The 22,748-nt window shown below is 56.5% G+C and carries 24 protein-coding genes, 1 tRNA gene and 1 other RNA gene; 8 read left to right on the top strand and 18 right to left on the bottom strand.

Annotated features, from left to right (window positions below; genetic code table 11):
* The first annotated feature begins 6 nt into the window (after positions 1–6).
* Positions 7–570 carry a GNAT family N-acetyltransferase gene (locus B5F98_RS06315; protein WP_087370469.1) on the top strand — a complete coding sequence of 188 codons (564 nt, stop codon included), beginning with the start codon at positions 7–9 and terminating at the stop codon, positions 568–570.
* Between the two features lie 45 nt (positions 571–615).
* Here the strand turns inward: B5F98_RS06315 and B5F98_RS06310 are convergent, their stop codons facing one another.
* The 13 genes from B5F98_RS06310 to ffs all read right to left on the bottom strand — a co-directional run bounded on the left by B5F98_RS06310 (position 616) and on the right by ffs (position 14,987).
* Entirely contained in the window at positions 616–1,485 is an 870-nt protein-coding gene (locus B5F98_RS06310; protein WP_087370466.1) for a DegV family protein, read from the bottom strand.
* 62 nt (positions 1,486–1,547) lie between these two features.
* The gene (locus B5F98_RS06305; protein WP_087370463.1) at positions 1,548–2,282 is read right to left on the bottom strand and encodes an NAD-dependent protein deacylase; all 735 of its coding nucleotides are present in this window, start codon (positions 2,280–2,282) and stop codon (positions 1,548–1,550) included.
* A gap of 111 nt (positions 2,283–2,393) precedes the next feature.
* Positions 2,394–2,687 (bottom strand): hypothetical protein, encoded by a 294-nt coding sequence (locus tag B5F98_RS06300; protein ID WP_087370460.1) that lies wholly within the window; start codon positions 2,685–2,687, stop codon positions 2,394–2,396.
* Positions 2,688–2,690: 3 nt separating this feature from the next.
* Positions 2,691–3,605 carry an oligopeptide/dipeptide ABC transporter ATP-binding protein gene (locus B5F98_RS06295; RefSeq protein ID WP_343219398.1) on the bottom strand — a complete coding sequence of 305 codons (915 nt, stop codon included), beginning with the start codon at positions 3,603–3,605 and terminating at the stop codon, positions 2,691–2,693.
* A gap of 113 nt (positions 3,606–3,718) precedes the next feature.
* Positions 3,719–4,876 (bottom strand): ABC transporter ATP-binding protein, encoded by a 1,158-nt coding sequence (locus B5F98_RS06290; protein ID WP_087370457.1) that lies wholly within the window; start codon positions 4,874–4,876, stop codon positions 3,719–3,721.
* Between the two features lie 16 nt (positions 4,877–4,892).
* A complete protein-coding gene (locus tag B5F98_RS06285) occupies positions 4,893–6,443 on the bottom strand; it encodes an ABC transporter permease (protein ID WP_087229562.1) in 1,551 nt (516 codons plus the stop codon).
* A 16-nt stretch (positions 6,444–6,459) separates the two neighbouring features.
* Entirely contained in the window at positions 6,460–7,446 is a 987-nt protein-coding gene (locus B5F98_RS06280) for an ABC transporter permease (RefSeq protein WP_087370559.1), read from the bottom strand.
* Between the two features lie 219 nt (positions 7,447–7,665).
* A complete protein-coding gene (locus B5F98_RS06275; protein ID WP_087370453.1) occupies positions 7,666–9,921 on the bottom strand; it encodes an ABC transporter substrate-binding protein in 2,256 nt (751 codons plus the stop codon).
* A 269-nt stretch (positions 9,922–10,190) separates the two neighbouring features.
* Positions 10,191–10,598, bottom strand: a complete 408-nt coding sequence (locus B5F98_RS06270) for a hypothetical protein (RefSeq protein WP_143482747.1) — start codon at positions 10,596–10,598, stop codon at positions 10,191–10,193.
* A 150-nt stretch (positions 10,599–10,748) separates the two neighbouring features.
* Positions 10,749–12,455, bottom strand: a complete 1,707-nt coding sequence (locus B5F98_RS06265; RefSeq protein ID WP_343219397.1) for a M3 family oligoendopeptidase — start codon at positions 12,453–12,455, stop codon at positions 10,749–10,751.
* A gap of 72 nt (positions 12,456–12,527) precedes the next feature.
* The gene (locus tag B5F98_RS06260; protein ID WP_087229553.1) at positions 12,528–12,878 is read right to left on the bottom strand and encodes a YbaB/EbfC family nucleoid-associated protein; all 351 of its coding nucleotides are present in this window, start codon (positions 12,876–12,878) and stop codon (positions 12,528–12,530) included.
* Positions 12,879–12,910: 32 nt separating this feature from the next.
* Complete coding sequence (gene dnaX, locus B5F98_RS06255; RefSeq protein ID WP_087370447.1) at positions 12,911–14,677, bottom strand: DNA polymerase III subunit gamma/tau; 1,767 nt, start codon at positions 14,675–14,677, stop codon at positions 12,911–12,913.
* 45 nt (positions 14,678–14,722) lie between these two features.
* Positions 14,723–14,987, bottom strand: an RNA gene (ffs, locus tag B5F98_RS06250) — signal recognition particle sRNA large type.
* A 160-nt stretch (positions 14,988–15,147) separates the two neighbouring features.
* Between ffs and B5F98_RS06245 the strand changes: the two genes are divergently transcribed.
* Positions 15,148–15,223 (top strand) — tRNA-Ala (locus B5F98_RS06245).
* A gap of 172 nt (positions 15,224–15,395) precedes the next feature.
* Here the strand turns inward: B5F98_RS06245 and B5F98_RS06240 are convergent.
* The 3 genes from B5F98_RS06240 to B5F98_RS06230 are packed head-to-tail and all read right to left on the bottom strand — an operon-like array spanning position 15,396 to position 16,395.
* Complete coding sequence (locus B5F98_RS06240) at positions 15,396–15,881, bottom strand: hypothetical protein (protein ID WP_087370444.1); 486 nt, start codon at positions 15,879–15,881, stop codon at positions 15,396–15,398.
* Entirely contained in the window at positions 15,865–16,173 is a 309-nt protein-coding gene (locus B5F98_RS06235) for a hypothetical protein (RefSeq protein ID WP_087370441.1), read from the bottom strand. Before B5F98_RS06235 ends, B5F98_RS06240 begins: the two co-directional genes overlap by 17 nt.
* A gap of 24 nt (positions 16,174–16,197) precedes the next feature.
* The gene (locus tag B5F98_RS06230; protein WP_087370438.1) at positions 16,198–16,395 is read right to left on the bottom strand and encodes a hypothetical protein; all 198 of its coding nucleotides are present in this window, start codon (positions 16,393–16,395) and stop codon (positions 16,198–16,200) included.
* A gap of 173 nt (positions 16,396–16,568) precedes the next feature.
* Between B5F98_RS06230 and B5F98_RS06225 the strand changes: the two genes are divergently transcribed.
* Positions 16,569–17,189, top strand: a complete 621-nt coding sequence (locus tag B5F98_RS06225) for a uracil-DNA glycosylase family protein (RefSeq protein ID WP_087370435.1) — start codon at positions 16,569–16,571, stop codon at positions 17,187–17,189.
* 7 nt (positions 17,190–17,196) lie between these two features.
* On the opposite strand, the gene B5F98_RS06220 is transcribed toward B5F98_RS06225, so the two are convergent.
* Both B5F98_RS06220 and B5F98_RS06215 read right to left on the bottom strand, forming a co-directional pair.
* Positions 17,197–18,135 carry a helix-turn-helix domain-containing protein gene (locus B5F98_RS06220; protein WP_143482746.1) on the bottom strand — a complete coding sequence of 313 codons (939 nt, stop codon included), beginning with the start codon at positions 18,133–18,135 and terminating at the stop codon, positions 17,197–17,199.
* Between the two features lie 116 nt (positions 18,136–18,251).
* Positions 18,252–19,013 (bottom strand): glycerophosphodiester phosphodiesterase family protein, encoded by a 762-nt coding sequence (locus tag B5F98_RS06215; RefSeq protein ID WP_206418097.1) that lies wholly within the window; start codon positions 19,011–19,013, stop codon positions 18,252–18,254.
* A 272-nt stretch (positions 19,014–19,285) separates the two neighbouring features.
* Here B5F98_RS06215 and B5F98_RS06210 point away from each other — a divergent pair, with 272 nt between their 5' ends.
* The 5 genes from B5F98_RS06210 to B5F98_RS06190 are packed head-to-tail and all read left to right on the top strand — an operon-like array spanning position 19,286 to position 22,652.
* Complete coding sequence (locus B5F98_RS06210; RefSeq protein ID WP_087370426.1) at positions 19,286–19,498, top strand: helix-turn-helix transcriptional regulator; 213 nt, start codon at positions 19,286–19,288, stop codon at positions 19,496–19,498.
* Positions 19,495–20,232 (top strand): DUF3169 family protein, encoded by a 738-nt coding sequence (locus B5F98_RS06205; RefSeq protein WP_087370423.1) that lies wholly within the window; start codon positions 19,495–19,497, stop codon positions 20,230–20,232. Before B5F98_RS06210 ends, B5F98_RS06205 begins: the two co-directional genes overlap by 4 nt.
* A gap of 37 nt (positions 20,233–20,269) precedes the next feature.
* Positions 20,270–20,488, top strand: a complete 219-nt coding sequence (locus B5F98_RS06200) for a hypothetical protein (protein WP_087370420.1) — start codon at positions 20,270–20,272, stop codon at positions 20,486–20,488.
* Positions 20,489–20,499: 11 nt separating this feature from the next.
* Positions 20,500–21,390 (top strand): ATP-binding cassette domain-containing protein, encoded by an 891-nt coding sequence (locus B5F98_RS06195; RefSeq protein ID WP_087370417.1) that lies wholly within the window; start codon positions 20,500–20,502, stop codon positions 21,388–21,390.
* A 14-nt stretch (positions 21,391–21,404) separates the two neighbouring features.
* Entirely contained in the window at positions 21,405–22,652 is a 1,248-nt protein-coding gene (locus tag B5F98_RS06190; RefSeq protein WP_087370414.1) for an ABC transporter permease, read from the top strand.
* Positions 22,653–22,748: the final 96 nt, after the last annotated feature.

The raw sequence follows: 22,748 nt of genomic DNA, 5'->3' as shown, positions 1-22,748 counted from the left end.
ATTCCCATGCCACAGCTCACCATTGTAGAGGCATCCACCCCGGCTCACTTCGCCGCCATGAGCGAAATCCACGCTCTGGGCTGGTGGGCCGCCTATCAGGAGGCTGTGCCTCTGGACTGGATGGAAGAGCACATCACCCCCACCCGCTGGGTGGACACCTTTGCCCACTACGCCAGAACCCCTCGCCACCACGGGTTTCTCCTCTATCGGGACGACACCCCTGTGGGCTGCATCACCTGCGGGCCTGCCCGCATTGGCAATCAGAACCACGGCGGAGGCATGCAGGTGCACTTTGACGCCTCTGGCTATGAGGGCTGGGGAGAGGTCATCTCCTTCTATACCCATCCCCAGGAAACTGGCAAAGGGTATGGAAGCCTGCTCATGGACCGGGCCAAGGAGCAGCTGAAAGCGGACGGCTTCCAGCAGGCCTATGTGTTTGTGCTGCGGGAAAACCAAGGCGCTCGGCGTTTTTACGCCCGCCACGGCTTTTCTTGGGACGGCACCCATCAGGATATCCCCTTCCCCCACGACACCGTGTGCGTGGATTTACGGTACACGACCACCCTATAAACGACACAAGCGGCGGAGCATGGCTCCGCCGCTTTTTCACATGATTTATACACGTACCGCTCCCACGCCCAGCACACCGGGTCCGGTGTGACAGGCCACTGAGAGAGTCAGGTCTGCGCACTCCACCGGATAGTCCAGATAGAAGTACTGCTGCACCTGGTCTACCCACTCTTCCCGCAGTTGATCAGGCACCCGGCTACAGGCAATTTTCACTTGCAGGTGGCCGCTGTCGTGGAGGGCCTTTAACCGTCCCTCCATGTCCGCTCGCAGCTTCTCCAGCATCATCTGACGGGCGGCCTTGGCCCCACGCACCTTGCCCACCGCCTCCAACTTGTCTCCGGCAACGGTGAGCACGGGCTTAATGTTCAGCATGGCTCCGGCAAAGGCCTCTACCCCGGACACACGACCACCCCGGCGCAGATATTTCAAGGTATCCACCATGAGGAAAATGCTGGCGTCTGCTGCCTGCTCCTCCAAGGTACGGCGAATGGAAGCTGCGTCCATGCCCTGCTCTGCCATGGCCAGGGCATCCAGCACCGCATGGTACTGGGTCACAGAGATACGCCGGTTATCCACCACCTGCACCCGGCCCTGATAGTCATCGGCCATCATCCGAGCGGTGGCATAGGTGCTGCTCAGGCCCGCAGACATGGGGATATACACCAGCTGGTCATAGCCCCGGAGAATCCGATTCCACAGCTCCAGAGTGTCCGCCGGGGAGGGCTGGGAGGTAAACATCTCCGCCCCTGCTGCCATGCGCTGATAGAAGTAGTCCTGGCTCAGGTCCAATCCCTCATAGTAGACCTTTCCATCCATGTTAATGGGCATGGGAATGACGTACACCCCCATCTTTTTCCCCTCTTCTACGCTGATTCCGCTATTGCTGTCCGTCATCACGGCAACTGTCCGCTTCATTGGCCTGTCTCCTTTTCCAGCAGTCAAGATAAAGGATATTATACCTGATTTTTACTATTCTTTCAAGTCTCCAGATGGGCACAGGCCTCCTCCAGCACGCCCCCAATGGACTGGCGAATCACCAGATCCGCCCGCTGGTCATAGCTGGTGGCATCCCGGTTGATGAGGACCAGGTGACGGCCCCGGAAATACTCCAGCAGTCCCGCCGCCGGATACACCACCAGAGAGGTACCGCCCACAATGAGCAAATCGGCATTGGCGATGGCCTCCACAGCGCCTCGGATGGTGCGCTGGTCCAGCCCCTCCTGATAGAGCACCACATCCGGCTTGATGATACCGCCGCAGTGGGGACAGCGGGGAATCCCCTCCCCTGCTGCAATCTTCTCCACCGGGTACGAGGCCCCACAGGACATGCAGTAGTTGCGGTAGACCGAGCCGTGGAGCTCATAGACCCGCTGGCTGCCTGCCTTCTGGTGCAGTCCGTCGATGTTCTGAGTCACCACCGCCTTCAGCTTGCCCAGCCGTTCCAGCTTGGCCAGCGCCAAATGGGCGGCGTTGGGCTGCACGTCCAGACACAGCATTTTGTCCCGATAGAACCGATAAAATTCCTGGGTGTGGGACATGAAATAGTCGTGGCTGAGAATGGTCTCCGGCGGCAGGTCGTAGTGCTGATGATATAGTCCATCCTGGGACCGGAAGTCGGGAATACCGCTCTCGGTGGACACCCCTGCGCCTCCGAAAAAGACGATGTTCTCGCTCTCCTCTACCCAGTGTCTCAAAGTTTCAATGTCATTCATGGCCTTGTGCCTCCTTTTCTCCATCATACCCATTCCTGCCCCTGAGGTCAACCAGATTTTCCAAGAAAAGCAGAGAGCTCTCCGGCAACACCGGAGAGCTCTCTATTTTCATTAATTCCAAAGCCATATCATCAGAGCAATCAACAGCCCGAAGGCAACGATGTAAATCGCCGCCATGGACAAAGCTGCTTTCATGGCCGCCCAGATGTAGGCTCTTCGGTCCTCCCGGCTCATTCCGGTGTCCTCCCAGGGGCGCTCCTCACGCTCCTGTTCCATGGGCTCCGGGGGCCGGGATTCCCTGCTGTCCGGCCGACCTGGCCGGAACAGGGACGGACGGGACAGGCCGCTCATATCCGCGATCACGCGGCCGTCATCGTCCTCGTATTTCTTTGGCTTACGTGCCATATCTTACTTGTCGAAGAGGTGGCAGACCACGTAGTGGCCGGGCTCCACCTCACGCTGGCAGGGAGCCTCCACCTTGCATCGCTCGGTGGCATAGGGGCAGCGGGTGTGGAACTTACAACCGCTGGGGGGATTGGCGGGAGAGGGAATGGAGCCCTCCAGCACAATACGGTTCATCTTGGCGTTGGGGTCGGGCACGGGGATGGCGGAGAACAGAGCCTTGGTGTAGGGGTGCAGCGGGTTGCGGAAGATATCCTCCGTATCGCCGTACTCCACCAGGTTGCCCAGGTACATCACGCCCACGGAGTCAGAGATGTGCTCCACCACAGACAGGTCGTGGGAGATGAACAGATAGGTCAGGTTGTACTGGTCCTGCAGGTCCTTGAGCAGGTTGATGATCTGGGCCTGAATGGACACGTCCAGAGCAGACACAGGCTCGTCACACACCACAAACTCAGGGTTCAGAGCCAGAGCACGGGCAATGCAGATACGCTGACGCTGACCGCCGGAGAACTCGTGGGGATAGCGGGCCTTGTGGAAAGGCTGCAGACCGCAGTTGTCCATGACCTTGTCGATGTAGTCATTGTACTCGGCCTTGCTCACCAGCTTGTGCTCCCGCACAGCCTCGCCGATGATCTCACCCACGGGCAGACGGGGGGACAGGCTGGAGAAGGGGTCCTGGAAGATGATCTGCATCTTGGTACGCAGAGCCCGCAGCTCCTTGGGGCTCATGTCGTAGATCTCTTTGCCGTTGAAGAGCACCTGACCGTCGGTCTTCTCCCCCGCCAGACGGAGGATGGTGCGGCCGGTGGTGGTCTTACCACAGCCGGACTCGCCCACCAGACCCATGGTGGTACCACGCTTGAGGTTGAAGGTGACGCCGTCCACGGCCTTGACGTGGCCCACGGTCTTGCTGACCATGCCGCCCTTGATGGGGAAGTACTTCTTCAGGTGGTTGACCTGGAGAATGTACTGGGGATCGTACTCCACGGGGGTGAAGTCGCCCTTGGCAATTACGCTTTTCTTGTCAGACATCAGCCCTCACCTCCCTGGTTCTTGTTGTCATAGTAGCGATAGCAGGACACAAAGTGAGTGGGGCTGAGCTGCACCTTGCAGGGGTACTCGCCCTCACAGCCGGGCACACACATCTCACAGCGGTCCTTGAAGTAGCAGTAGTTGGGCATATCAATGGGGTTGGGCACCTTGCCGGGGATGGAATAGAGCTTGTCGATCTTCTTGCCCACCACAGGCTTGGAGGCCATCAGGCCGATGGTGTAGGGATGGGCGGGGTTGGAGAAGATCTCATGGACGGTACCCTTCTCCACCACGCGACCGGCGTACATGACCACCACGTAGTCGGCCATTTCAGCGATGACACCCAGGTCGTGGGTGATGAACATGATGGAGGAGTTGATCTTATTCTTCAGGTTGCGCAGCAGGTCCAGCACCTGGGCCTGGATGGTCACGTCCAGAGCAGTGGTGGGCTCGTCTGCGATGATCACCTTGGGGCTGCAAGCCAGAGCCATGGCGATACACACACGCTGGCGCATACCACCGGACAGCTCGTGGGGGAACATCTGATACACGCCCTGGCTGTTGGCGATGCCCACCATCTCCAGCAACTCGATGGTGCGGTTCTTGATGTCCTCCTTGGTCTTGCCCTCACCGTGGTGCAGGGCGATGACCTCGTCCACCTGCTCACCGATGCGGAACACGGGGTTCAGACTGGTCATAGGCTCCTGGAAGATCATGGACACGTAGTTGCCACGGATCTTCTGCATCTGCTCGTTGGGCATCTTGGTCACGTCATAGGCCTTGTCGCCCATGTTCAGGCGGATCGCGCCTTCCACCACCTGGCCCTGGGGCCGCTGGAGCAGCTGCATCAGGGACAGGCTGGTGACAGACTTACCGCAGCCGGACTCGCCCACCACGCCCACGGTCTTACCGATGGGCACTTCGAAGGACACGCCATCCACGCTCTTAACCACACCGGCGTCGGTGTAGAAGTAGGTGTGGAGGTTATCAAACTCCACGGCGTTATTGGGATCGGCCATCTGGGTGAGGTACTCACTCTCCGGCACGTTTTTACGCTTACGCTGTTTCTCAAAGGCGTTGGTGATCCGGCGGTTTTCCTTGGCAATGCGCCGGGCCTCCCGGCCGGAGAGATAGCCTTCTGCTTTTTTCTTAGCCATTGTCTCTCCTCCTCTCTTACCGCTTCATCTTGGGGTCGAAGGCGTCCCGCAGACCGTCGCCCACGAAGTTGAAGCCCAACACGGTGAGCAGCAGGCAGATACCAGCGGGAATCCAAACGAACCAGTAGTTGGTCAGCACGAAGGAGTTGGACACGTCGTTGATGATGTTACCCCAGGAAGCGAAGGGGAACTTGACGCCCAGGCCCAGGAAGGACAGGGTGGCCTCCGTGATGATGGTGGAACCCAAGCTCATGGTGCAGATGACGATGAGCTGAGGAATGACGTTGGGGATCAGGTGGCGGAAAATACGCCGGGGAATGCTGATGCCACAGGCCTCGGTGGCGGTCATGAACTCCTGCTCACGCAGAGAGAGGATCTGGCCACGCACCATACGGGCAATGCCAGGCCAGCCCAGGAAGCCCAGAACCAGCATCAGGTACAACATTCGCATGGTGGGGTCCACGCGCATGCCGTCCATGGCGGAACCCATAATAATAATCAGAGGCATGGAGGGGATGCAGTAGAACACGTCCACAATACGCATGATCAGGTTGTCCACCCAGCCGCCGAAATATCCGGCCACACCGCCCAGGATGATACCCAGAACGGCGGAGATAATCACGACAATGAAGCCGATGACCAGAGACACACGGCCACCGTACATCAGACGGGTGAGCATGTCCATGCCGTTGCGGTCGGTACCCAGCCAGTGAGCCTTGCTGGGCTCGGAATAGGTATCAAACACCTGGGTCTCCTTCTCCTGTCTGACGGAGTAGCTCTTGGTGTCTGCATCGTACTCCAGGGTGTAGTCGAAGGTACCCTCGTCATTGGTGTAGGTGAACTCATCGCTGTCGTTTTCGATGGTCTCAGCCAGCTGCTCCTTGAAGTCACGGGTGAAGGTGACACCGCTGACCTTGGACTGCACCACAAAGCGGCTGATATAGGCCACAGGCTGACCAGCTTCGTTGATGCCGCCGTGCTCATCCACGGTGTACTCGGTGCCATCCACGGTAAAGCTCTGCTCCCCGTTGGTGTACGCCTTCAGGGCGGCACGCTGGAAGTCAAAGCCCACGGTCAAGGAGGGGTCCTCAGCATTGACGATATCCTTGTATGCCAGAGCCACAGGGGTGGTTCCCTGAGAGATCACATAGAAGTCCTCGCCCTCCTCGGCAAGGGAATAGGTCACGCCGTCATAGGTGAAAGAGGTCTGGCCCTTGGTGGCTGCCAGCATGAACTGAGCCTGGACCATGCCGGTAAAGCTCTGGCCCTCGGCTGTGGTATAGCGGAAGCTGCTGTTCTCTGTGACGCCAGCATACTCCTTGGACTGGAACTCACGGCGGTAGAACACCTCGTCCTGGCTATAGGGGCTGACCACGCCGCCAATAAAGGAAAAGACAAACATAACGGCCAGGATCACCAGACCCACCACAGCCAAGCGGTTACGGAAAAAGCGCTTGGCCACCAGGGCGCCGGGGGACAAAACCTTAACACGGCGGTCATCGTTCAGAGAGAGGTGCTCCTGGGAGCCGCCCTCCTGCTGATGGTTCATTTTCTTCTCGTCAGACATGAAAGCGCCTCCTTTCTTAAGCGATACGTACGCGGGGGTCAACCACAGCGTACAGAATGTCGGAAATCAGGTTGCCGGCCAGAGTCAGCACAGCCATAAACAGCAGGTAGAACATAGAGAAGGGAATGTCACCGGCAGTCATGGCCGTATAAGAGGTGTAACCAATGCCCTGGATGGAGTACAGAGTCTCGGTAATCAGAGCACCGGCAAACAGGCCGGGCAGAGAGCCACCCACGATGGTGACCAGAGGAATCAGGGTGTTGCGGAAGGCGTGATGATAGATGACCTTCTTCTCGCTCAGGCCCTTGGCACGGGCCGTGCGGATATAGTCGGAGTTGAGCACTTCCAGCATGTTGGTACGGGTATAACGCATGAGCGAGCCCACAGACACCACCACCAGGGTAACAATGGGAAGCACCATATGATGGGCAATATCCAAGAACTGCCCCATGGCATCCAACTGCAGGAAGTCACGTCCCGTCAGGCCGCCCAAATCAAACCAGCCCAGCTTCACGCAGAACACCAGCTTCAGCAGAGTGGCAAAGAAGAAGGTGGGCAGAGAGATACCAGCCAGAGCGAACACGCTGATGGCGTAGTCGGCCTTGGAGTACTGACGGGTGGCGGCGATAACGCCCAGAGGAATGGCAACAATCAGCTGTAAAATAAAGGCAATTCCGCCCATCACAAAAGAAATCCAAATCACGCTGGTGAATTTCTCCATGACAGGCACGGTGTACTTCCAGCTGTCGCCGAAGTTACCGGTCAGGATGTTGCCCAGCTGGTGGAAGAAACCAGGGATCAGCGGCAAATCCAAACCATATTGGGCGTTGAGCTGTGCCACCCACTCCTCATAAGGCTTGGCGCCGGGGGCCATAGCCAGCTGACGAGCCATGGTCTCCACGTAGGAGCTGGGCAGACAGCGCAGCAGTGTATAAATAATGAATGCTACGAAAAATAGAATGACTACTGATAATAGTACGCGCTTGATGATAAAATTTCGCATAGAATCCCCTCCGTATTTGTTGGCGAGGCACAGGGGTTCGTGGCCTCGCATGATGTGTTCGCCCCGTCCGCACATCAGGCAGCCCCTCCGGCTCTGACCGACTTTGGTCGGAACAGCCGCCTCATGTGCAGGGATGCGCAGGGTTGCCCTGCGGCCTTACGGCCGCAGGGCAACCGTGATGGTAAACTCAGGAACTCGTTCCTTTGTTTCTGTGCAGAATTAGTTCAGCTCCAGCAGCTCAACATCGTTCATCCAGTTCCAGTAAGTGGTCATATCAGGAGTCAGGGTGTCGATCTTGATACGCTCAGTGGAGAAGATGAAGCAGTTGGCACGCTGATAGATGGGAACCTCAACGGCCCAGTCCATGACGATGTCCAGAGCTTCCTTGTACATCAGAGTACGGGCCTCCTGATCGGTGATGGAGCGAGCGTCCATGATGATCTCATCCAGCTTGGCGTCCTTGATGTCATAGTTGTAGTTGGAAGTGCCCTGGCTGTGGTAGATCTGGTACATGTCGGGGTCCACAGTGGCCTGCCAAGCGGCGGCAAACAGCTCAGCGGTGCCAGCCTGCATCTGAGAGAACAGGTCGGAAGCGTTGGCAATATCGGTCACGCGCAGCTCCATGCCGATCTCCTTCAGGGCATCGGAAGCCAGAGTACACATCATGAAGGCGGGGTGGTCGCCCTGACCGCCGCCGCCGATGATCAGCTCATAGTCCATCTTGGCGCCCTGGGGAGCAGCAACGATCTTGCCATCGGAGACGGTGTAGCCAGCAGCCTCAAAGAAGCCCAGAGCGGCCTGCTTGGCAGCGGCGTACTTCTCCTCGTCGCTCATGCCATCGGTGTAGATGGGGTTGTCGTTGACGTCGGTGGAGAAGGCCACCTGATAGCCGGCATCGGTAACCTTGGGAGCGGCCCAAGAGGTATCGGAGATGGGGTAGTTGATGACGTTGGCCCACTTGCCGTAGTAGGAGTCGATAGCCACGTCACGGTACACGGCCAGCACGGTGGCCAGACCCTTACGCAGGTTCTTGGAGGCATCGGAGGAACCGTCGTCGCCCACCTTCACGTTGTCGGCGTTGATGCCCACATAGCCGTAGCCCAGGTTGTCCACGGTGTTGACGGTGATGACGGAACCGTTGAAGTCCTCGCTGCCGCCGTTGGCTGCGGCAATCTCCTTGATGGCGTCAGTGGAGAAGGAAGGATCGGTGATGTCCAGAGTGCCGGACTTCACGCCGTTGACCTTATCGGCCTCGTTGGTCTCCTTGAAGTTGATGTTCTGGATCTTGGGCTCGCCCTTCCAGTAGTTCTCGTTGGCCTTCAGAGCCACGGTGCCGTTCTCATAGCTGACGAACTCGTAGGGACCAGCGCCCATGGGCTTGCTGTTCTTCTCACGCACGATGGTCAGATCGCCCTTGGGGAAGCCGAACTGGTTGTTCTCGTAGTTGTACAGCTCCTCGTTGCCGTAGTAGTGCATGGGAGCAACCACCAGAGACAGCTGATAGATGCAGGTGGCGGAGACCTCGGTGGTGGTCACACGCACGGAGTTGTCACTGGTCTTCTGGATGCCGGAGATGTTGGGAGCAGACTCACCAGTCTGAACACCCACGTTGTAGGCATCATAGTCCTCAATGAGGTTGGTGAAATCAGACAGGCTGCTGGGAGACTCGTTTCGGGCCATCTCAGCGGGGTTGCCGTTGTAGGCAGCCAGCATAGCCTGATAGAAGTCCTCATAAGTGGCATCCTCAGCCAGGTCGGGGTAGTTCCAGTTGGCAGCGCAGGCAGCCACGCTGTCCTCGGCCTTGTTCTGGCCGTTGGCGATCAGATACTCGCAGATATACTTGGCATACTCAGGGCCAGCCTTGTCCACAGCAGCCCACAGAGCAGTCTGCTCCTCCTCGGTCCACAGGGAGAAGTCGGTGTTGTCGCGGGGAGCGGCCAGGATCAGGTTGAACTTGGTATCCATGCCGGAACGGTACTCGTTCATACCCATGATGGGCTGACCATACAGAGTGGAGCTGCCGTCATAGGTGGGGTCGGACAGGACGTACATGGAGAAGATCACGTCGTCGATGTCCATCTCGGTGCCGTCGGAGAACTTGACGCCATCCTTCAGGGTGATGTCATAGTACACGGTGCCGTCCTCGTTCTCGGTGACCACCACATCGGAAATACCGGTGTAGGTGTAGTCGGTGCCGTTGTACTCCTTGGTCTCGCCCTCAATGCCGTTGAGGATCATAGCGCCCTCACGGTCAGAGCTAATCAGGCCCTGGCTGACCATGCTCACGATGTTTCCGTCATAAGCAGAGGTGTAGAAGAAGGGAGAGAACTTGCCGTCGTAGTTGCCGTCACCAACCACCAGGGTACTGGCCTGGTTGTTGTTGTCGCTGGAAGGCTTGTTGCCGCAAGCAGAGAGCAAACCAAGCGTCATGACCGAAGCCATGCCCAGCGCAAGCACTCGTTTCGTGCTTTTCATGTAGAGATTCCTCCTTAAATTATATTGAACAAAGAGAACATCCATCCTCTGAGCTCACAAGGACTGATTCCGACTCCCCTTCTCTCTACCGGGGAATCGGTTTTTGCAACTCCACTTACTCAATCTTTCATTTTTCGCCGCCTCAGTGTCCACGCCAAGCGGTCAAATGTTTTTTCAGCAGATTTTGCAAAGACTATTCTATTATGTTTTGCTCCAATTGTCAACGAGAACATCCTGTGATATCTCACAAATTTTTGCGCTTTATCACGTTAAATAGACCACAATGCCTGATTTTCTCTGCCCTTCCACAGGAAAGCACAGACAAAAACCACAATTTCCAGGCCCAAAAATGCCAAAGTGTACAGATACTCAACCCCTTGCAGGGAATGTGTCACCACATATGCAATCTGTCCACAGAGTGTGCACATTGACAAAATCATAGCCAGGGTTGCACGGATGGGGATCTGCTTGACGGTGGCATCGTAGACGTATTCCCGCAGGGGATTTCCCCAGTACACCATGCGGCACACCGCCCAAACCAGGGAAACCACCGCAAAAAACGTAAGCATATAAGGAGCAATCACGTACCAGGTGTTGTACAAGGCAGGAACGGGCATCATACCGCCCGCCAAATGAGCCACCGCCATAACGGTCGCCAACGCCATGCGCTGGCGCATACCCTGTCGATAGCTCCTCTCATCCCCCTGGAAGGAGTAGTGACGACCGACATAGATCATCTCCCCCCCTGCTCCCCTGGTGAATTGAGACGCCTTGGCCGCCCGGTTCCACCGTTTATGCTTATGCTTGTTCTTCTTGTCTGACATGGCTTATTCGATTCCGCTCATATCGAAGTGCTCCAGCCAGTTCTTGGCGGAGGCGCACACCCGCTGCAGGCAGCTCTCCTCAAAGGGGCTGTCCAGGCCAGCTCGCTCCAGCAGGGTGGTGAACACCTGGCTGCCGCCCTGGCGGGTGTAGGCCATGTAGTGCTCCCAGGCCTCCCCCAGGTCCTCCTGAATCTTATCCCAGAACTGGAGGGCCACCGTCTGAGCCAGGCAGTAATCAATATAATAGAAGGGACTGGAATAGATGTGGTGCTGTCGCTGCCAGCCCTCGCCCTCGCTGTAGAAGGGAATTTCCCCGTCCAGCTTCATCCAGGGCATATAGGTCCCCAGCAGCTCTTTCCACACCTGGTGGCGCTGGGCAGGGGTCATCTCCGGGTGGGCGTACACCTCATGCTGGAAGTGGTCCACCATGGTGCCGTAGGGAATGAAAGTGAGAGCACTTGACAGGTGGCTGTAGTGGAACTTCCGGGTATCCTCTCCGAAGAAGCCCTGAGCCCAGGGCCAGGCGAAGAACTCCATGGACATGGAGTGCACCTCGCAGGCCTCCATGCTGGGCCAGATATACTCGGAAGGAATGCGGTCCCGGTTGAGCCAGGCGTCAAAGGCGTGGCCGGCCTCGTGGGTCACCACCTCCACGTCACCCTGGGTGCCGTTGAAGTTGGCAAAGATGAAGGGCACCTTGTAGTCCAGAATGTCGGTGCAGTAGCCGCCGCCGGCCTTGCCCTCGGTGGAGAGCACGTCCATGAGCTCCCCATCCAGCATGGTGCGGAAAAATTCGCTGGTCTCGGGAGACAGAGCGTCATAGAACTTACGACCGTGGTCCAGAATGTCCTGGGCGGTGCCGCAGGGGCGGGGATTCCCGGAACGGAACTCCAGAGCATTGTCTGCAAAGCTCATGGGGTACTCCTTGCCCAGGCGCTTGGCCTGCTGGCGGTAGATGCTGTCCGCCACCGGAACCAGATACTTCACCACAGCCTGGCGGAACTTCTCCACGTCCTCCTTGGTGTAACAGTTGCGGCCCATGCGGTAATAGCCCAGAGTGGTATAGCCCTCATAGCCCAGCTTCTTGCCCATCTCGTCTCGCAGGTGCACCAGCTGGTCGTACAGGCTGTCCAGAGCCTCCTGGTTGTCCTTGTACCACTGCCCTTCCGCCTTCCAGGCGTTGAGACGGCGCTGGTCGTCGGCGTCACTCTTAAAGGGAGTCATCTGGGACAGGGTGTACACGCCGCCCTCAAAGGGAATCTGGGCGGAGGCCAGCAGCTTCTCATACTCCTGGGTGAGGTCGTTCTCCTTCTGCATCAGGTCAATGATCTCAGGAGAGAAAGTCTTCAGGGCAATCTCGGCATTGATAAACATCAGGTCGCCGTACTCCTGAGAGAAGTCACCGCGGAAGGGAGAGTTGAGCATGGCCAAATTCCATGCCTGGCTGTACTCCTCCAGCTCCGGTCCGGCTGCGTTCCAGAACTTCACTTCCCCGTCGTAGAACTCGTCTCGGGTGTCAATGGAGTGGCGAATGTTGGCCAGGGTGCTCATGGTCTGAATGTGACGCCCCAGCTCCTCCTTGCGCAAAAACACCTCCCGGGCAGCCTGGTAGCTGTCAGCGGCCTTGAGCTGCTCCACCAGCTGGCCCATCTCCTGTTTCAGCGCATCCAGATCCGGGCGCTGGTATTTCATCTCAGAAAACTTCACCATATTTGGTTCCTCCTTATCAATGGGTTCAGGGCTGCTCTCTTGTGAGAAAGCAGCCCTTGAGGGTCGTGTGTATTAAAACGGCAGTCCCAGGCCTCCGGTGAGGCGGGACATCTGGCTGGCGGCATCGTCGGCAGCCTTGCGCAGGGCCTCGTTCACCGCCGCCACAATGAGGTCCTGGAGCATCTCCACGTCATCGGGGTCCACGGCCTCGGGGTCGATGGTCACAGAGGTGATCTCCTTCTTACCGGACACCACAGCAGTCACCACGCCGCCAGCGCTGGCCTCGTAGGACTTGCTCTCCAGCTCCTCCTGAGCCTTCATCATGTCCTGCTGCATCTTCTGGGCCTGGCGAATCATGTTGTTCATGTTTCCGCCCATGCCGCCCATACCGCCCATACCGCGAGTATTAAATCCTTTTGCCATCCGAATTACCTCCTATGTCATATCCTAACAAATTATTCTACTATTACATTGCTGTGCCCCGCTGCCAGAAAGGCGTCCAGAGCATCCCCTTCTTCTGGGGGCTGAGACGTAGGCGGTGTCTGCACCGTCTCTGCCGGAGGTGCTCCCACCTGAACTTTCACCGGGACCCGCTGTCCCATATATCGCCCAACCACCTGGGAGACCGCTCCAGAGATATCCGGCTTCTCCACCAGGTCCGCCACAAACTGATTGGCGGCCCAGATCGTCACCACATCCCCGTCCCACCGTCCGGTGAGCATGGCGGGCATGGAGAAGAAGGTGTAATCTCCGGTGGACAGCACACCCTTGAGCTGGCCACACACCACGTTCCAGCCGGGCCATCCCGTCTGCCCACTCACGTGTGTCACAGGCTCGGGCGGGGCTGGATGAGGCTCAACCGCAGGGGGCGCTGGAGTCTCCTGCATCGGCTTTTCCTGTAAAGGCTTTTTACTTGCAGGTTGTTGGGGCACCGGTTTCTCTGCCACCTCCCAGGGTGGAGGGTCAGACGCCACCGGAGTGGACAGGTCTGGCTCAGGCTGTGTGCTCTTTTGAGCCGGAGTTGGTGCCGGGCTTCTCTGTAAAGGTTTTTCGCTTGTCGTTTGCTGAACCACAACGCCGGAAGCCAATTGCTGCTCCAACTTTGCCACTCTGGCAGTCAAGGCATGGACACTTCCGTCCAGAGAGGGGTCACACAGCATCACCAAGCACAGCTCCATGTCCGTGCGTCGGTTTGCGGAGTGGACCAGCTCGCCGGCGGTCTTCTGCACTAAAGCGAGCATCTGGACCAGCCGAGGCACGTCGAACAGCTGCCCCAACCGCTCCAGGGTGCCCGAGTCATAGCCCCCGGTGAGCAGTCCCGCCCCGCCCTTGGGAGCGCTCTTGCTCACCAACAGGTCCCGCAGCAAAGCGGACAGTTCCCCGGCCAAGGCTGCCATCTCCTTGCCTCCGGTGTACAAGCTGGCCAGTCGTGCCAATGCGCCAGACAGGTTGCCCGCTGCGATCTCCTCCAACAGCGCCACCGTCTGGAGATTACCCGCCAGGCCCAGCACCTGAAACACCCGGTCCTGGTCTACGGTCCCCCCTGCCCCCACACACTGATCCAGCAGGGATAGGGCGTCACGCATACCGCCATCGGCCAGACGGGCGATGAGCTGTGCCCCCTCTTGGGTCAGCTCAATGCCCTCCTGAGCGGCCACGTAATTCAAACGTCCGGCAATCTCCTCGGCCCGGATGCGCTTAAAGGCGAATTGCTGGCACCGGCTCTTGATGGTGGCCGGCACCTTGTGCAGCTCTGTGGTGGCCAGGATAAACATCAAATGGGCGGGCGGCTCCTCCAGAATTTGCAGCAGCGCATTGAAGGCCTGAGGCGAGAGCATGTGCACCTCGTCGATGATATACACCCGCTTGGCCACGGTGGCCGGGGTATAGGCCGCCTCCTCCAGCATGGCACGCACGTCGTCCACGCGGTTGTTGGAGGCTGCGTCCAGCTCCACCACGTCCAGGATGGAGCCGTTCTCAATGCCCATACACGCCGGACACTGGTTGCAGGGGTTGCCGTCCTGAGGATGCTGACAGTTCACGGCCCGGGCCAGAATTTTGGCACAGGTGGTCTTACCCGTTCCTCTGGTGCCGGTAAACAGATAGGCGTGGGTCAGCCGCCCCCCCTGCACCTGACGCTTGAGGGTCTCTGTAATATGTCCCTGCCCCACCACGTCGTCAAAGCTGCGGGGACGCCACTTTCGGTACAACGCCTGGTACAAACGCCTCACCCCCTAAAAAGGAAATCGCTTGTGTACAGAATAAGACCGCGCACCGGCCTTTGAAGCACAAAATATACCCGTTACCCATACAGCCGGCTCAAGACCGGCACCCCCGCGGCACACGCAGCGGTCCGCTTAGTGCTGCTCGGTTCCCCGCCTGACACGGTTCACGGGGCTACGTTGCGCAGGACCAATCCATCATCGCTGCTTATATGGGGCAGTCAGTACATTTTGTCTCCGGGGGCCGGGATTCATCCCTGCTATAGCGGGTTGCAGATACAGGGCACCGCTAACTCCCCGACTAGCGCGGCCTTACTCCACACACAAGCGTGTTAAAAGCCGATGATTATTTTATCACATCGTCACGACTTTTTCAACTGAATTTTAAACTTTTCCCCTTTGGACTCTTTTTTCATTTTCTCCATTTTTCTCTTTACAAACTGTTTTTTTCTGTTATAATAGTTGGGTACGGGCCTGTAGCTCAGCTGGGAGAGCGTTCGGTTCGCATCCGAGAGGTCGACGGTTCGATCCCGTTCAGGTCCACCAAAACAAAAGCACCTGCTTAAGCAGGTGCTTTTGTTTTGGGCGCCATAGGCTCATTTCATGCTCGGCGGAAGTCAATTCCGCCTACGCTGCCCCCACCTTCTCAAGGGAAGACACGCTGGAAAGTCGTGTCTTTTTTGCTAGCAAAGAATATTCCACCAAAGTTTTGTGCCCATCATCGTCTTCTTCCCCTGACAATACCAACGAGGTTAATCGCCAAAATAACCAGCGCGACTACCATCGTTCCATTCCAGCCAGACATATCTTTCCCTTGCAGCACCATGACCAAATAGAAGATACAGGCCAAAGCTATCAGCAGCACCACCGCCCATGAACTGCGGCGCATAGTCCGTTCATGGCGAGATACGGATTCTTCGTAGGAGATGTCCAGAGCATTCTCGCAGTCTTCCTGTGTATTCAGAGATTTTCCATCTACAAAAAACTCCACTTTTTCGCTAGGCCAAACCACAAAGTGGCAGGTCTTTCCCCACAGCTCAAGGGTTTCATCCAGACCTCCACGAGCAGCCTGAAAGCTCCTACGGTAGACAGTTTTTTGGAATTTATCGTCTGCCCACAAGACATATTTATTATTCATCACTTGACAAAGGATTGCGTGAGGTACTCCATCCACAGTGGTGCTCCAGTTATACTCTTTCGTCATTCGTTGCCTCACTCCCGTTAACTGATCGTTTTCCGTGGTACAGATTCCGAATATACGCCACAGCCCCTGCCAGCAAGAAGAGAGCAAGCAACCACAGCATCATAGAGGCAACCAGTTCCTCAGTGTATAGGGCAATCGCAAAATAAACCACCATAGCAATTCCAGACACAAGCATCATGCATATCAAGGCAACTAACGGATAGCGAATCCAGCGGCTAACGCCCCTGTTTGCACTGAGTTGCACCAAGACAGCCCCTACCATCCCCAAAATGAATACTATAATAAGTTCCATGTTCGCTCCCCCATTGCTTCGGCATCAAATGAAATCCAGCAGCGAACGGACAAGCTTCCGCAGCTCACGACTGGAAGCGGCACAGACAATCACTAGAAAGAGCCCCGCAAGGAACACCCATAAGCCGGTATCAGGACCAGCACCGGCAAGTCCAAATCCCATGAGCAACACACCAAAAACTGCAATTATCTTCATGACATGTTTGCCCAATGTCTTGTTCATACGCCACTCTCTCCTTTTTCTCACTTCGATTCGCTGCTATAATACCACATCTTCCTATTACTGTCATCCATCACTTCAACCGATAGATGGGGCCAATCTTTTTTCTGTTGGGGTGTCACGCTTATGTATAAAAACCACGTCATTTTCTCATTTCACACTCAGGAGGAAATTCTATGGAAGAAACGGTTCGTTCCATTCACCCCTACGAGCCCTACATCCCAGAGGGCGCCACCAAACTCATCATTGGAACTATGCCGCCCTTTCGGTTTTGCACCTCCGGGGGAAGAGCCTTACACGACAACGATGTGGATTTCTACTACGGCTCCAGAGATAATTCTTTTTGGAAGCTACTTTCTGAGGTGACCGACACCCCGCTGGCATTTACAAACACCGTCGAAGCAGTGAACCAACGAAAGCAGCTGTTGCAGGAGTTACACATCGGTATCACCGATATTGTGGGCAGCTGCATCCATCGAAACGGCAAATCCGATGACGCCTCGTTAATCTCCATTGAGCCCAAGCCTCTGGATCAGCTACTGCTGGAGTATCCCAATATTGAAGAACTGATTTACACCAGCAGAGCCGAAGTCAAAAAGCTCATCCACCGTTTCTTTGCAGACAAGGGCCCCCATCCCAGGAGAAAGGACAACACATGGGAAGAAAGTGTCTGGATCAACGGCAGACCATACGGGGTGACCAGACTCTACTCGCCCTCCCCCATTGCACTGTGGAGCGTCAGCGCCGATGCACGTCTGGAACAATATCGACGTGTCTTTATAACTGGCAGCATTTGAACCTTCCTCAATGATATTTTCTCCAGAAAAACACCAGAGAGATCACACCCGGTATGCCGATATACAGCATCAGGGCAATCACAGAGATGGTTCCAATGAGCTCCATGTCTGAAACCGAAAAAGCTGCGGCAAGGTATAGGAGCGTCAAGGGCAACGAGATGACGCCGATGATTCGATGGGCCAGGTTCCAGGTATCTTCATCCCGCACCGTCCATGGCAGACGCAGGCCGGTATGCCGCTGATATGGCAGCCGTGGAGAAAGCGCACCAAAGAAAAGGAACAGACCGGAAAACACGCCCATAAGTAACCACTGTTCCTGCTGCGCCGTCAGTGTAATCACCTGGGCTTGCAGCAAGCCACAAACTGCCAGCAACACAATCAGAAACACTGCATTGAATATCGTCACAACTTTCAGCGCTTTCATCTGGGATATGGAAACCGTACTCTCGGAAAACAGAGACAAATTCCGATACAGGATCAGCAGTGACAATGCAATGCAGGCCCCCACCAAAAGCAGCGACGCCAAGGGATTGTCCACTAGGATCACAACCATCAGGGCCGCAAAGGAGAGAAAGACGATTTGCCCCCGCTTCTGGCTGGCCAATGTATTTCTCTGAAGCTGTTGATTCCGCTCCGCCAGCTCCTCGTTGACCCTTGCCAACTCATCCGTCAGGTCCACTGTCTCCTCCTCCGGCGTCAGGTCCAGCAGCACGTTGACCGGCACGTCCAACGCTCGAGAGATTCTGATTAGAACCTCTGCATCTGGCACGGATGCATTGTTCTCCCACTTGGACAACGTCTGGCGGACCACATGCAGTTTAGCAGACAGTTCTTCCTGGGTATATCCCCTCTCCCGGCGGTATTTCTTAATGTTATCACCTAGCATGACTGTATCACCATCCTTGCCCGCATTGTACGAGAGAACACCAAACTTGTAAAGCAACAAGTTTTAACATGGGGCCATCAGGTTCCAAATCATCACTTTTTAGCAACAGCAGAGGGTCTGCGACCTTTTCCCCGCAGACCCTCTGCTGTTTTCATCCAGCTCCATGTTAAAATTTCTCACGGCTGAAATTCCTCAAAAATAGGCAGGCAGCCCTCCTGCTCCACCCGCTGCATAGATGCAGAATCCCGGATGGTCCAGCTCACCTCCTGGCCCCGCCACAGGCGTCTGGCCAGAAACAGAGAGAGTTGGCGGCGGTCCTTCCATTTATAGGCCACAAAATCCGGGCACGTCACCAAGTTGGTGAGCACGTTGGTCATCACCACCGCCGCCACCAGAGGCATCCCGCTGCGCTCACGGATGAAGTTCTGGCTCAGCTGTCCCCGGCAGATCTCCGGGCGGTGCCGCTTGAGCCACATCAGCACCTTGGGGTGAAAGGACTCAATGCAATAGTTGACCTTGTAGCGGTCCAGCACCTGACAGGCCGCCTTGGCCAGCCGGGCCGCATTTTTCTCCGCTTTCAGCTCCACAATCAGCGGGGCCCGCCCCTCAAACAGAGGCAGCACCTCTTCCAAAAATGGGATTTTCTCCTGAGTGCCCTCCAGGCGGTACTGAGACAGCTGCTCCGCCGTCAGAGAAGCCACATCCACGTCCACCCCAGCGGTACGCAGCAGGGAGTCGTCGTGGATGACCACCAGACTCCCGTCCCGGGTCAAGTGCACATCCAATTCGGCCCCATACCCCCGCTCCGCCGCCCGGCGAAACGCAGTCAGGGAATTTTCCGGGATGCCCCGTGTTTCATCGTGCAGTCCTCGGTGGGCATATCGGTATCGGCGTAGCACCTCCCACGCCGGGTGTCCATGGCGGCACCGCACCGACATAACCCAAAAGAGCAGCAGTGCCGCAACAACTCCTATCACAATCCATATTACCATGGTTTCCATCCAACCTCTCATGTATCTGACAAGGTTCCGTGGGGTTTCGCCTCCCCCCCTCGGACCACCTCTCCATTATACCGAAGCTTTTGAAAAAATCCACCCTCTTCACCGGGTGAAAACAGATTTTTACGTTTTCTTTATTCTCCCCTATTGACAACAATCCTTGTCAATGCTATCTTATGTTTGACAAAGATAGTTGTCAAGGAGGGGTGCTCATGCCGCTACAGAATCGACTCAAGGAGTTTCGGGCAGCCCAGGGCATCAACCAGCAGGAGCTGGGGACATTGGTGGGAGCCTCCCGGCAGACCATCAGCCTCATTGAGCGAGGGGACTACAACCCCTCCATCACCCTGGCCCTTCGCATTGCCCAGGTGTTCCACCGCCCGGTGGAGGACGTCTTTTATCTCACAGAGGAGGAGTTATCATGAGAGCAGCCAAGAAAAAATCACCCGCTCGCATCTATGTTACCTTCGCCGTGGTTCTCATTGTCTGCGGGTTCATTGGCGGCATTGCGGGCTATGCCACCCTGTCCAACGAGTTTTCCGTCCGCAACCTCGGCCAATGGGTCAATCAAATCCTGTCCTCTCCCGGCCCCTGGTGGTTTGTCCCCGGCCTGCTGATGCTGGCTGCCTCCACTTGGCTTTATATTCGGAGCAAACGCTTGCTCCCCCAAGCCATGGTAGATGACGAAGTATTTCCCCGTGTCAACCTACTCTTGGGTCAGTCCATGTTTCTGACAAACCTCTCCATGGTTTTCATATTTGTAGCCATGGCGCTCAGCTACGCCGCTTCCTGGGGCGTTAGCTGGTCGATCTTGCTTCTGCTAATACAGCTTGTGTGGGTCATGGCCATGCAGGCCCGCATCGTCTCCGCCACCAAGCAACTCTCCCCGGAAAAGCAGGGCAACATCTTTGATTTTAAATTCCAGCACGACTGGTACCAGAGCTGTGACGAGGCAGAGCGTCAGCAAATTGGACAATGCAGCTACCGAGCTTTTAAAATTACATCCATGATTTACCCCATTGTCCTGGCAGTTCTGGCCATCCTGTCCATCATCGACCTCATTGCCCCCGCCTACAGCCTGTTGGTAGGCCTTTTGTGGCTGGTGCAGCAATTTGTGTACAATTACACCTCCTTAAAGCTAGACAAAGCAAGATCATAGTTCCTCAATCCTACACTTATCAGGAAGTGAACGTACGATGAAAAAACTCAGAGACCCCACCTTGGTGATTTACGGCGCCTGGACGGTGATTTGGACGCTCCTAGCACTATCCAAATTCCTCCAGCGCAGCGAAGATGAATCCTTACTGATTCCACTTCTGTTCACGCTTTGCGCCCTGCTCTGGCTGGTTACGTTTGTGGTGCGGTGGCGCACCAATCGCACCAAGCAGCAGGACACTCCCACTACGAACGAATGAGGTGACTCACAATGAAATTGGAACTACGCAACATTGAAAAGAGCTTTGGAGCCAAGCAGGTGCTCCAGGGCATCTCCCTCACCGCTGAGGGAGGCCAGGCCTTCGGCCTGCTGGGCCGAAACGGCGCCGGTAAGACCACCACCATCCGCATTCTCATGGACGTCTTCCCTCAAAACAGCGGAGAAGTTCTCCTGGATGGGAAGCCCATCGACTACCGCAAGGTGTCTCTGGGCTACCTCCCCGAGGAGCGTGGTCTGTACCCCAAAAAGCCCATCGGGCAACAGCTGGTATACTTCGCCCAGCTCAAGGGGATGAAGCGTGCCAAGGCGGTGGCCTCGGTGCGCCACTGGCTGGAGCGGCTGGGTATGGAGGAGTACGAAACCAAGCGGTTGGACACCCTGTCCAAAGGCAACCAGCAGAAAATCCAGCTCATCACCGCCTTGGCCCATGACCCAGATATCATCGTACTGGATGAACCCTTCTCCGGCCTGGACCCGGTGAATGCCGCCCTGCTCAAAGATGTGGTGAAGGAGCAGATTCAAAAGGGAAAAATCGTCCTCTTCTCCTCCCACCAGATGAACTACATCGAGGAGTTCTGCCAGGAGATCGCCATTCTCAATCAGGGCAAAATCGCCATCTCCGGCAACCTGGAGCAGATCAAACGCAGCTATCCCCGGGACCGTCTCACCGTGTTCAGCCCCAAATACCGGGAGATTCTCTCCCAACTGGGCAATCGCTGCCAGCTGGTGCAGCCCGGCGAGGTGCTTCTCCGCCTGGACAGCCCCAGCCAGAAGCAGGAGATGATGGGGCAACTGGTGGCCCGCTACGACATTGACCGGGTGCAGGTCTACGAGCCGTCCCTCAACGACATCTTCGTGGAATACGCCGGGGACCACGTGTGAAGGGAGAAGAGATCATGAGACAATTTCGTACTATTCTCAGCTTTGAGCTGAAAAACTACTTTAAAAACAAGGTGTTTGTGGGCTCCACCCTGTTCATTGTGGCTGTTCTGGCCGTGGTGATGTTCCTGCCCAACCTGATTGGTTTCTTCGGCTCCATGGGCGGAGATTCCTCCGACGAACCCACCGAGCAGTCGGTGATTTTGGTCTCCGCCCCCTCTCAAGAGATGGGCGAGACCATTGCCCAGGCCCTGGCCGCTGCTTTCCCTGACCAGAGGGTGACTTGGACGCAAGACGACCTCGCTAAAATCAAGGAGCAGGTGTCCAACCAGGAGGCCGATTGTGCCCTGGTCTTTGACTCCCTGACTTCCTACACCTATTATGTGTACAATCGTTCCCTCTACGACCAGACTACCCAGGTGGCCAATCAAGTTCTGGTGAGCCTAGCCCAGGTGGAGGCCATGACCCAACAGGGACTGAGCCCGGACCAGGCCGGGGAGATTCTCTCCCTTCAGATTGACGCCAAAGAGGAACTTCTGGGGGTGGACCAGGCCCAAAATTACTGGTACACCTACATTATGACGTTGGCCCTGTACATGGTCATCATGCTCTACGGCCAGATGGTAGCCTCCCACGTGGCCACTGAAAAGAGCTCCCGAGCCATGGAACTGCTCATCACCAGCGCTACCCCGGTAAACATGATGTTCGGCAAGGTGCTGGCCTCCTGCATCGCCGGGTTTGTCCAGCTGGCGGTCATCTTCGGCTCCGCCCTTCTCTTCTACCAGCTCAATCTGGACGCTTGGGGCGGCAATTCCGTGATGACCTCCCTGTTTGACATGCCCCTGTCCCTGCTGGTATATCTGCTGGTGTTCTTCGTTCTGGGCTTCCTTCTCTATGCCTTCCTCTACGGCGCCATCGGCTCCACTGCCACCAAGCTGGAGGATATCAACACCTCCATCATGCCTCTGTCCATGCTCTTTGTCATTGCCTTCTGCGTGGTCATGTTCAGCATGGGCAGCGGTGCGGTGGACAACATCGCCATGATGGTGTGCTCGTTCGTCCCCTTCACCTCCCCCATCGCCATGTTTGCCCGCATCGCTATGAGCACCGTCCCCATCTATCAGATTGTCCTGTCCATCGGTATTCTGGCGGTGTCTGTGGTGGGTATCGGGGTGCTGTCCGCCAAGATCTACCGAGTGGGCGTGCTCCTCTACGGCACTCCGCCCAAAATTGGCGCCATCCTCAAAGCAGTTTGGCAGGCCTAACTTTTCAAAGCCTTCCCGGATGATTCTTGCCAAATTCTCCTGGCTCCGCTATACTGTTCTTACATGACTTTCACCCTATTTCGAGACAAGGAGCAA

The organism is Pseudoflavonifractor sp. An44 (assembly GCF_002161675.1).
GTDB classification, from domain to species: domain Bacteria; phylum Bacillota; class Clostridia; order Oscillospirales; family Oscillospiraceae; genus Enterenecus; species Enterenecus faecium.
Note: the sequence above shows the minus strand (reverse complement) of the source record. Positions and strands in the feature narration are given on the sequence as shown.

Coding starts and splice junctions, on each gene's coding strand:
- B5F98_RS06315 (WP_087370469.1), top strand. CDS start 7: ATGCCACAGCTCACCATTGTAGAGGCATCCACCCCGGCTCACTTCGCC.
- B5F98_RS06310 (WP_087370466.1), bottom strand. CDS start 1,485: ATGAAGCGGACAGTTGCCGTGATGACGGACAGCAATAGCGGAATCAGC.
- B5F98_RS06305 (WP_087370463.1), bottom strand. CDS start 2,282: ATGAATGACATTGAAACTTTGAGACACTGGGTAGAGGAGAGCGAGAAC.
- B5F98_RS06300 (WP_087370460.1), bottom strand. CDS start 2,687: ATGGCACGTAAGCCAAAGAAATACGAGGACGATGACGGCCGCGTGATC.
- B5F98_RS06295 (WP_343219398.1), bottom strand. CDS start 3,605: ATGGTCAGCAAGACCGTGGGCCACGTCAAGGCCGTGGACGGCGTCACC.
- B5F98_RS06290 (WP_087370457.1), bottom strand. CDS start 4,876: ATGGCTAAGAAAAAAGCAGAAGGCTATCTCTCCGGCCGGGAGGCCCGG.
- B5F98_RS06285 (WP_087229562.1), bottom strand. CDS start 6,443: ATGTCTGACGAGAAGAAAATGAACCATCAGCAGGAGGGCGGCTCCCAG.
- B5F98_RS06280 (WP_087370559.1), bottom strand. CDS start 7,446: ATGCGAAATTTTATCATCAAGCGCGTACTATTATCAGTAGTCATTCTA.
- B5F98_RS06275 (WP_087370453.1), bottom strand. CDS start 9,921: ATGAAAAGCACGAAACGAGTGCTTGCGCTGGGCATGGCTTCGGTCATG.
- B5F98_RS06270 (WP_143482747.1), bottom strand. CDS start 10,598: ATGCGCCAGCGCATGGCGTTGGCGACCGTTATGGCGGTGGCTCATTTG.
- B5F98_RS06265 (WP_343219397.1), bottom strand. CDS start 12,455: ATGGTGAAGTTTTCTGAGATGAAATACCAGCGCCCGGATCTGGATGCG.
- B5F98_RS06260 (WP_087229553.1), bottom strand. CDS start 12,878: ATGGCAAAAGGATTTAATACTCGCGGTATGGGCGGTATGGGCGGCATG.
- B5F98_RS06240 (WP_087370444.1), bottom strand. CDS start 15,881: ATGACGAAAGAGTATAACTGGAGCACCACTGTGGATGGAGTACCTCAC.
- B5F98_RS06235 (WP_087370441.1), bottom strand. CDS start 16,173: ATGGAACTTATTATAGTATTCATTTTGGGGATGGTAGGGGCTGTCTTG.
- B5F98_RS06230 (WP_087370438.1), bottom strand. CDS start 16,395: ATGAACAAGACATTGGGCAAACATGTCATGAAGATAATTGCAGTTTTT.
- B5F98_RS06225 (WP_087370435.1), top strand. CDS start 16,569: ATGGAAGAAACGGTTCGTTCCATTCACCCCTACGAGCCCTACATCCCA.
- B5F98_RS06215 (WP_206418097.1), bottom strand. CDS start 19,013: ATGTCGGTGCGGTGCCGCCATGGACACCCGGCGTGGGAGGTGCTACGC.
- B5F98_RS06210 (WP_087370426.1), top strand. CDS start 19,286: ATGCCGCTACAGAATCGACTCAAGGAGTTTCGGGCAGCCCAGGGCATC.
- B5F98_RS06205 (WP_087370423.1), top strand. CDS start 19,495: ATGAGAGCAGCCAAGAAAAAATCACCCGCTCGCATCTATGTTACCTTC.
- B5F98_RS06200 (WP_087370420.1), top strand. CDS start 20,270: ATGAAAAAACTCAGAGACCCCACCTTGGTGATTTACGGCGCCTGGACG.
- B5F98_RS06195 (WP_087370417.1), top strand. CDS start 20,500: ATGAAATTGGAACTACGCAACATTGAAAAGAGCTTTGGAGCCAAGCAG.
- B5F98_RS06190 (WP_087370414.1), top strand. CDS start 21,405: ATGAGACAATTTCGTACTATTCTCAGCTTTGAGCTGAAAAACTACTTT.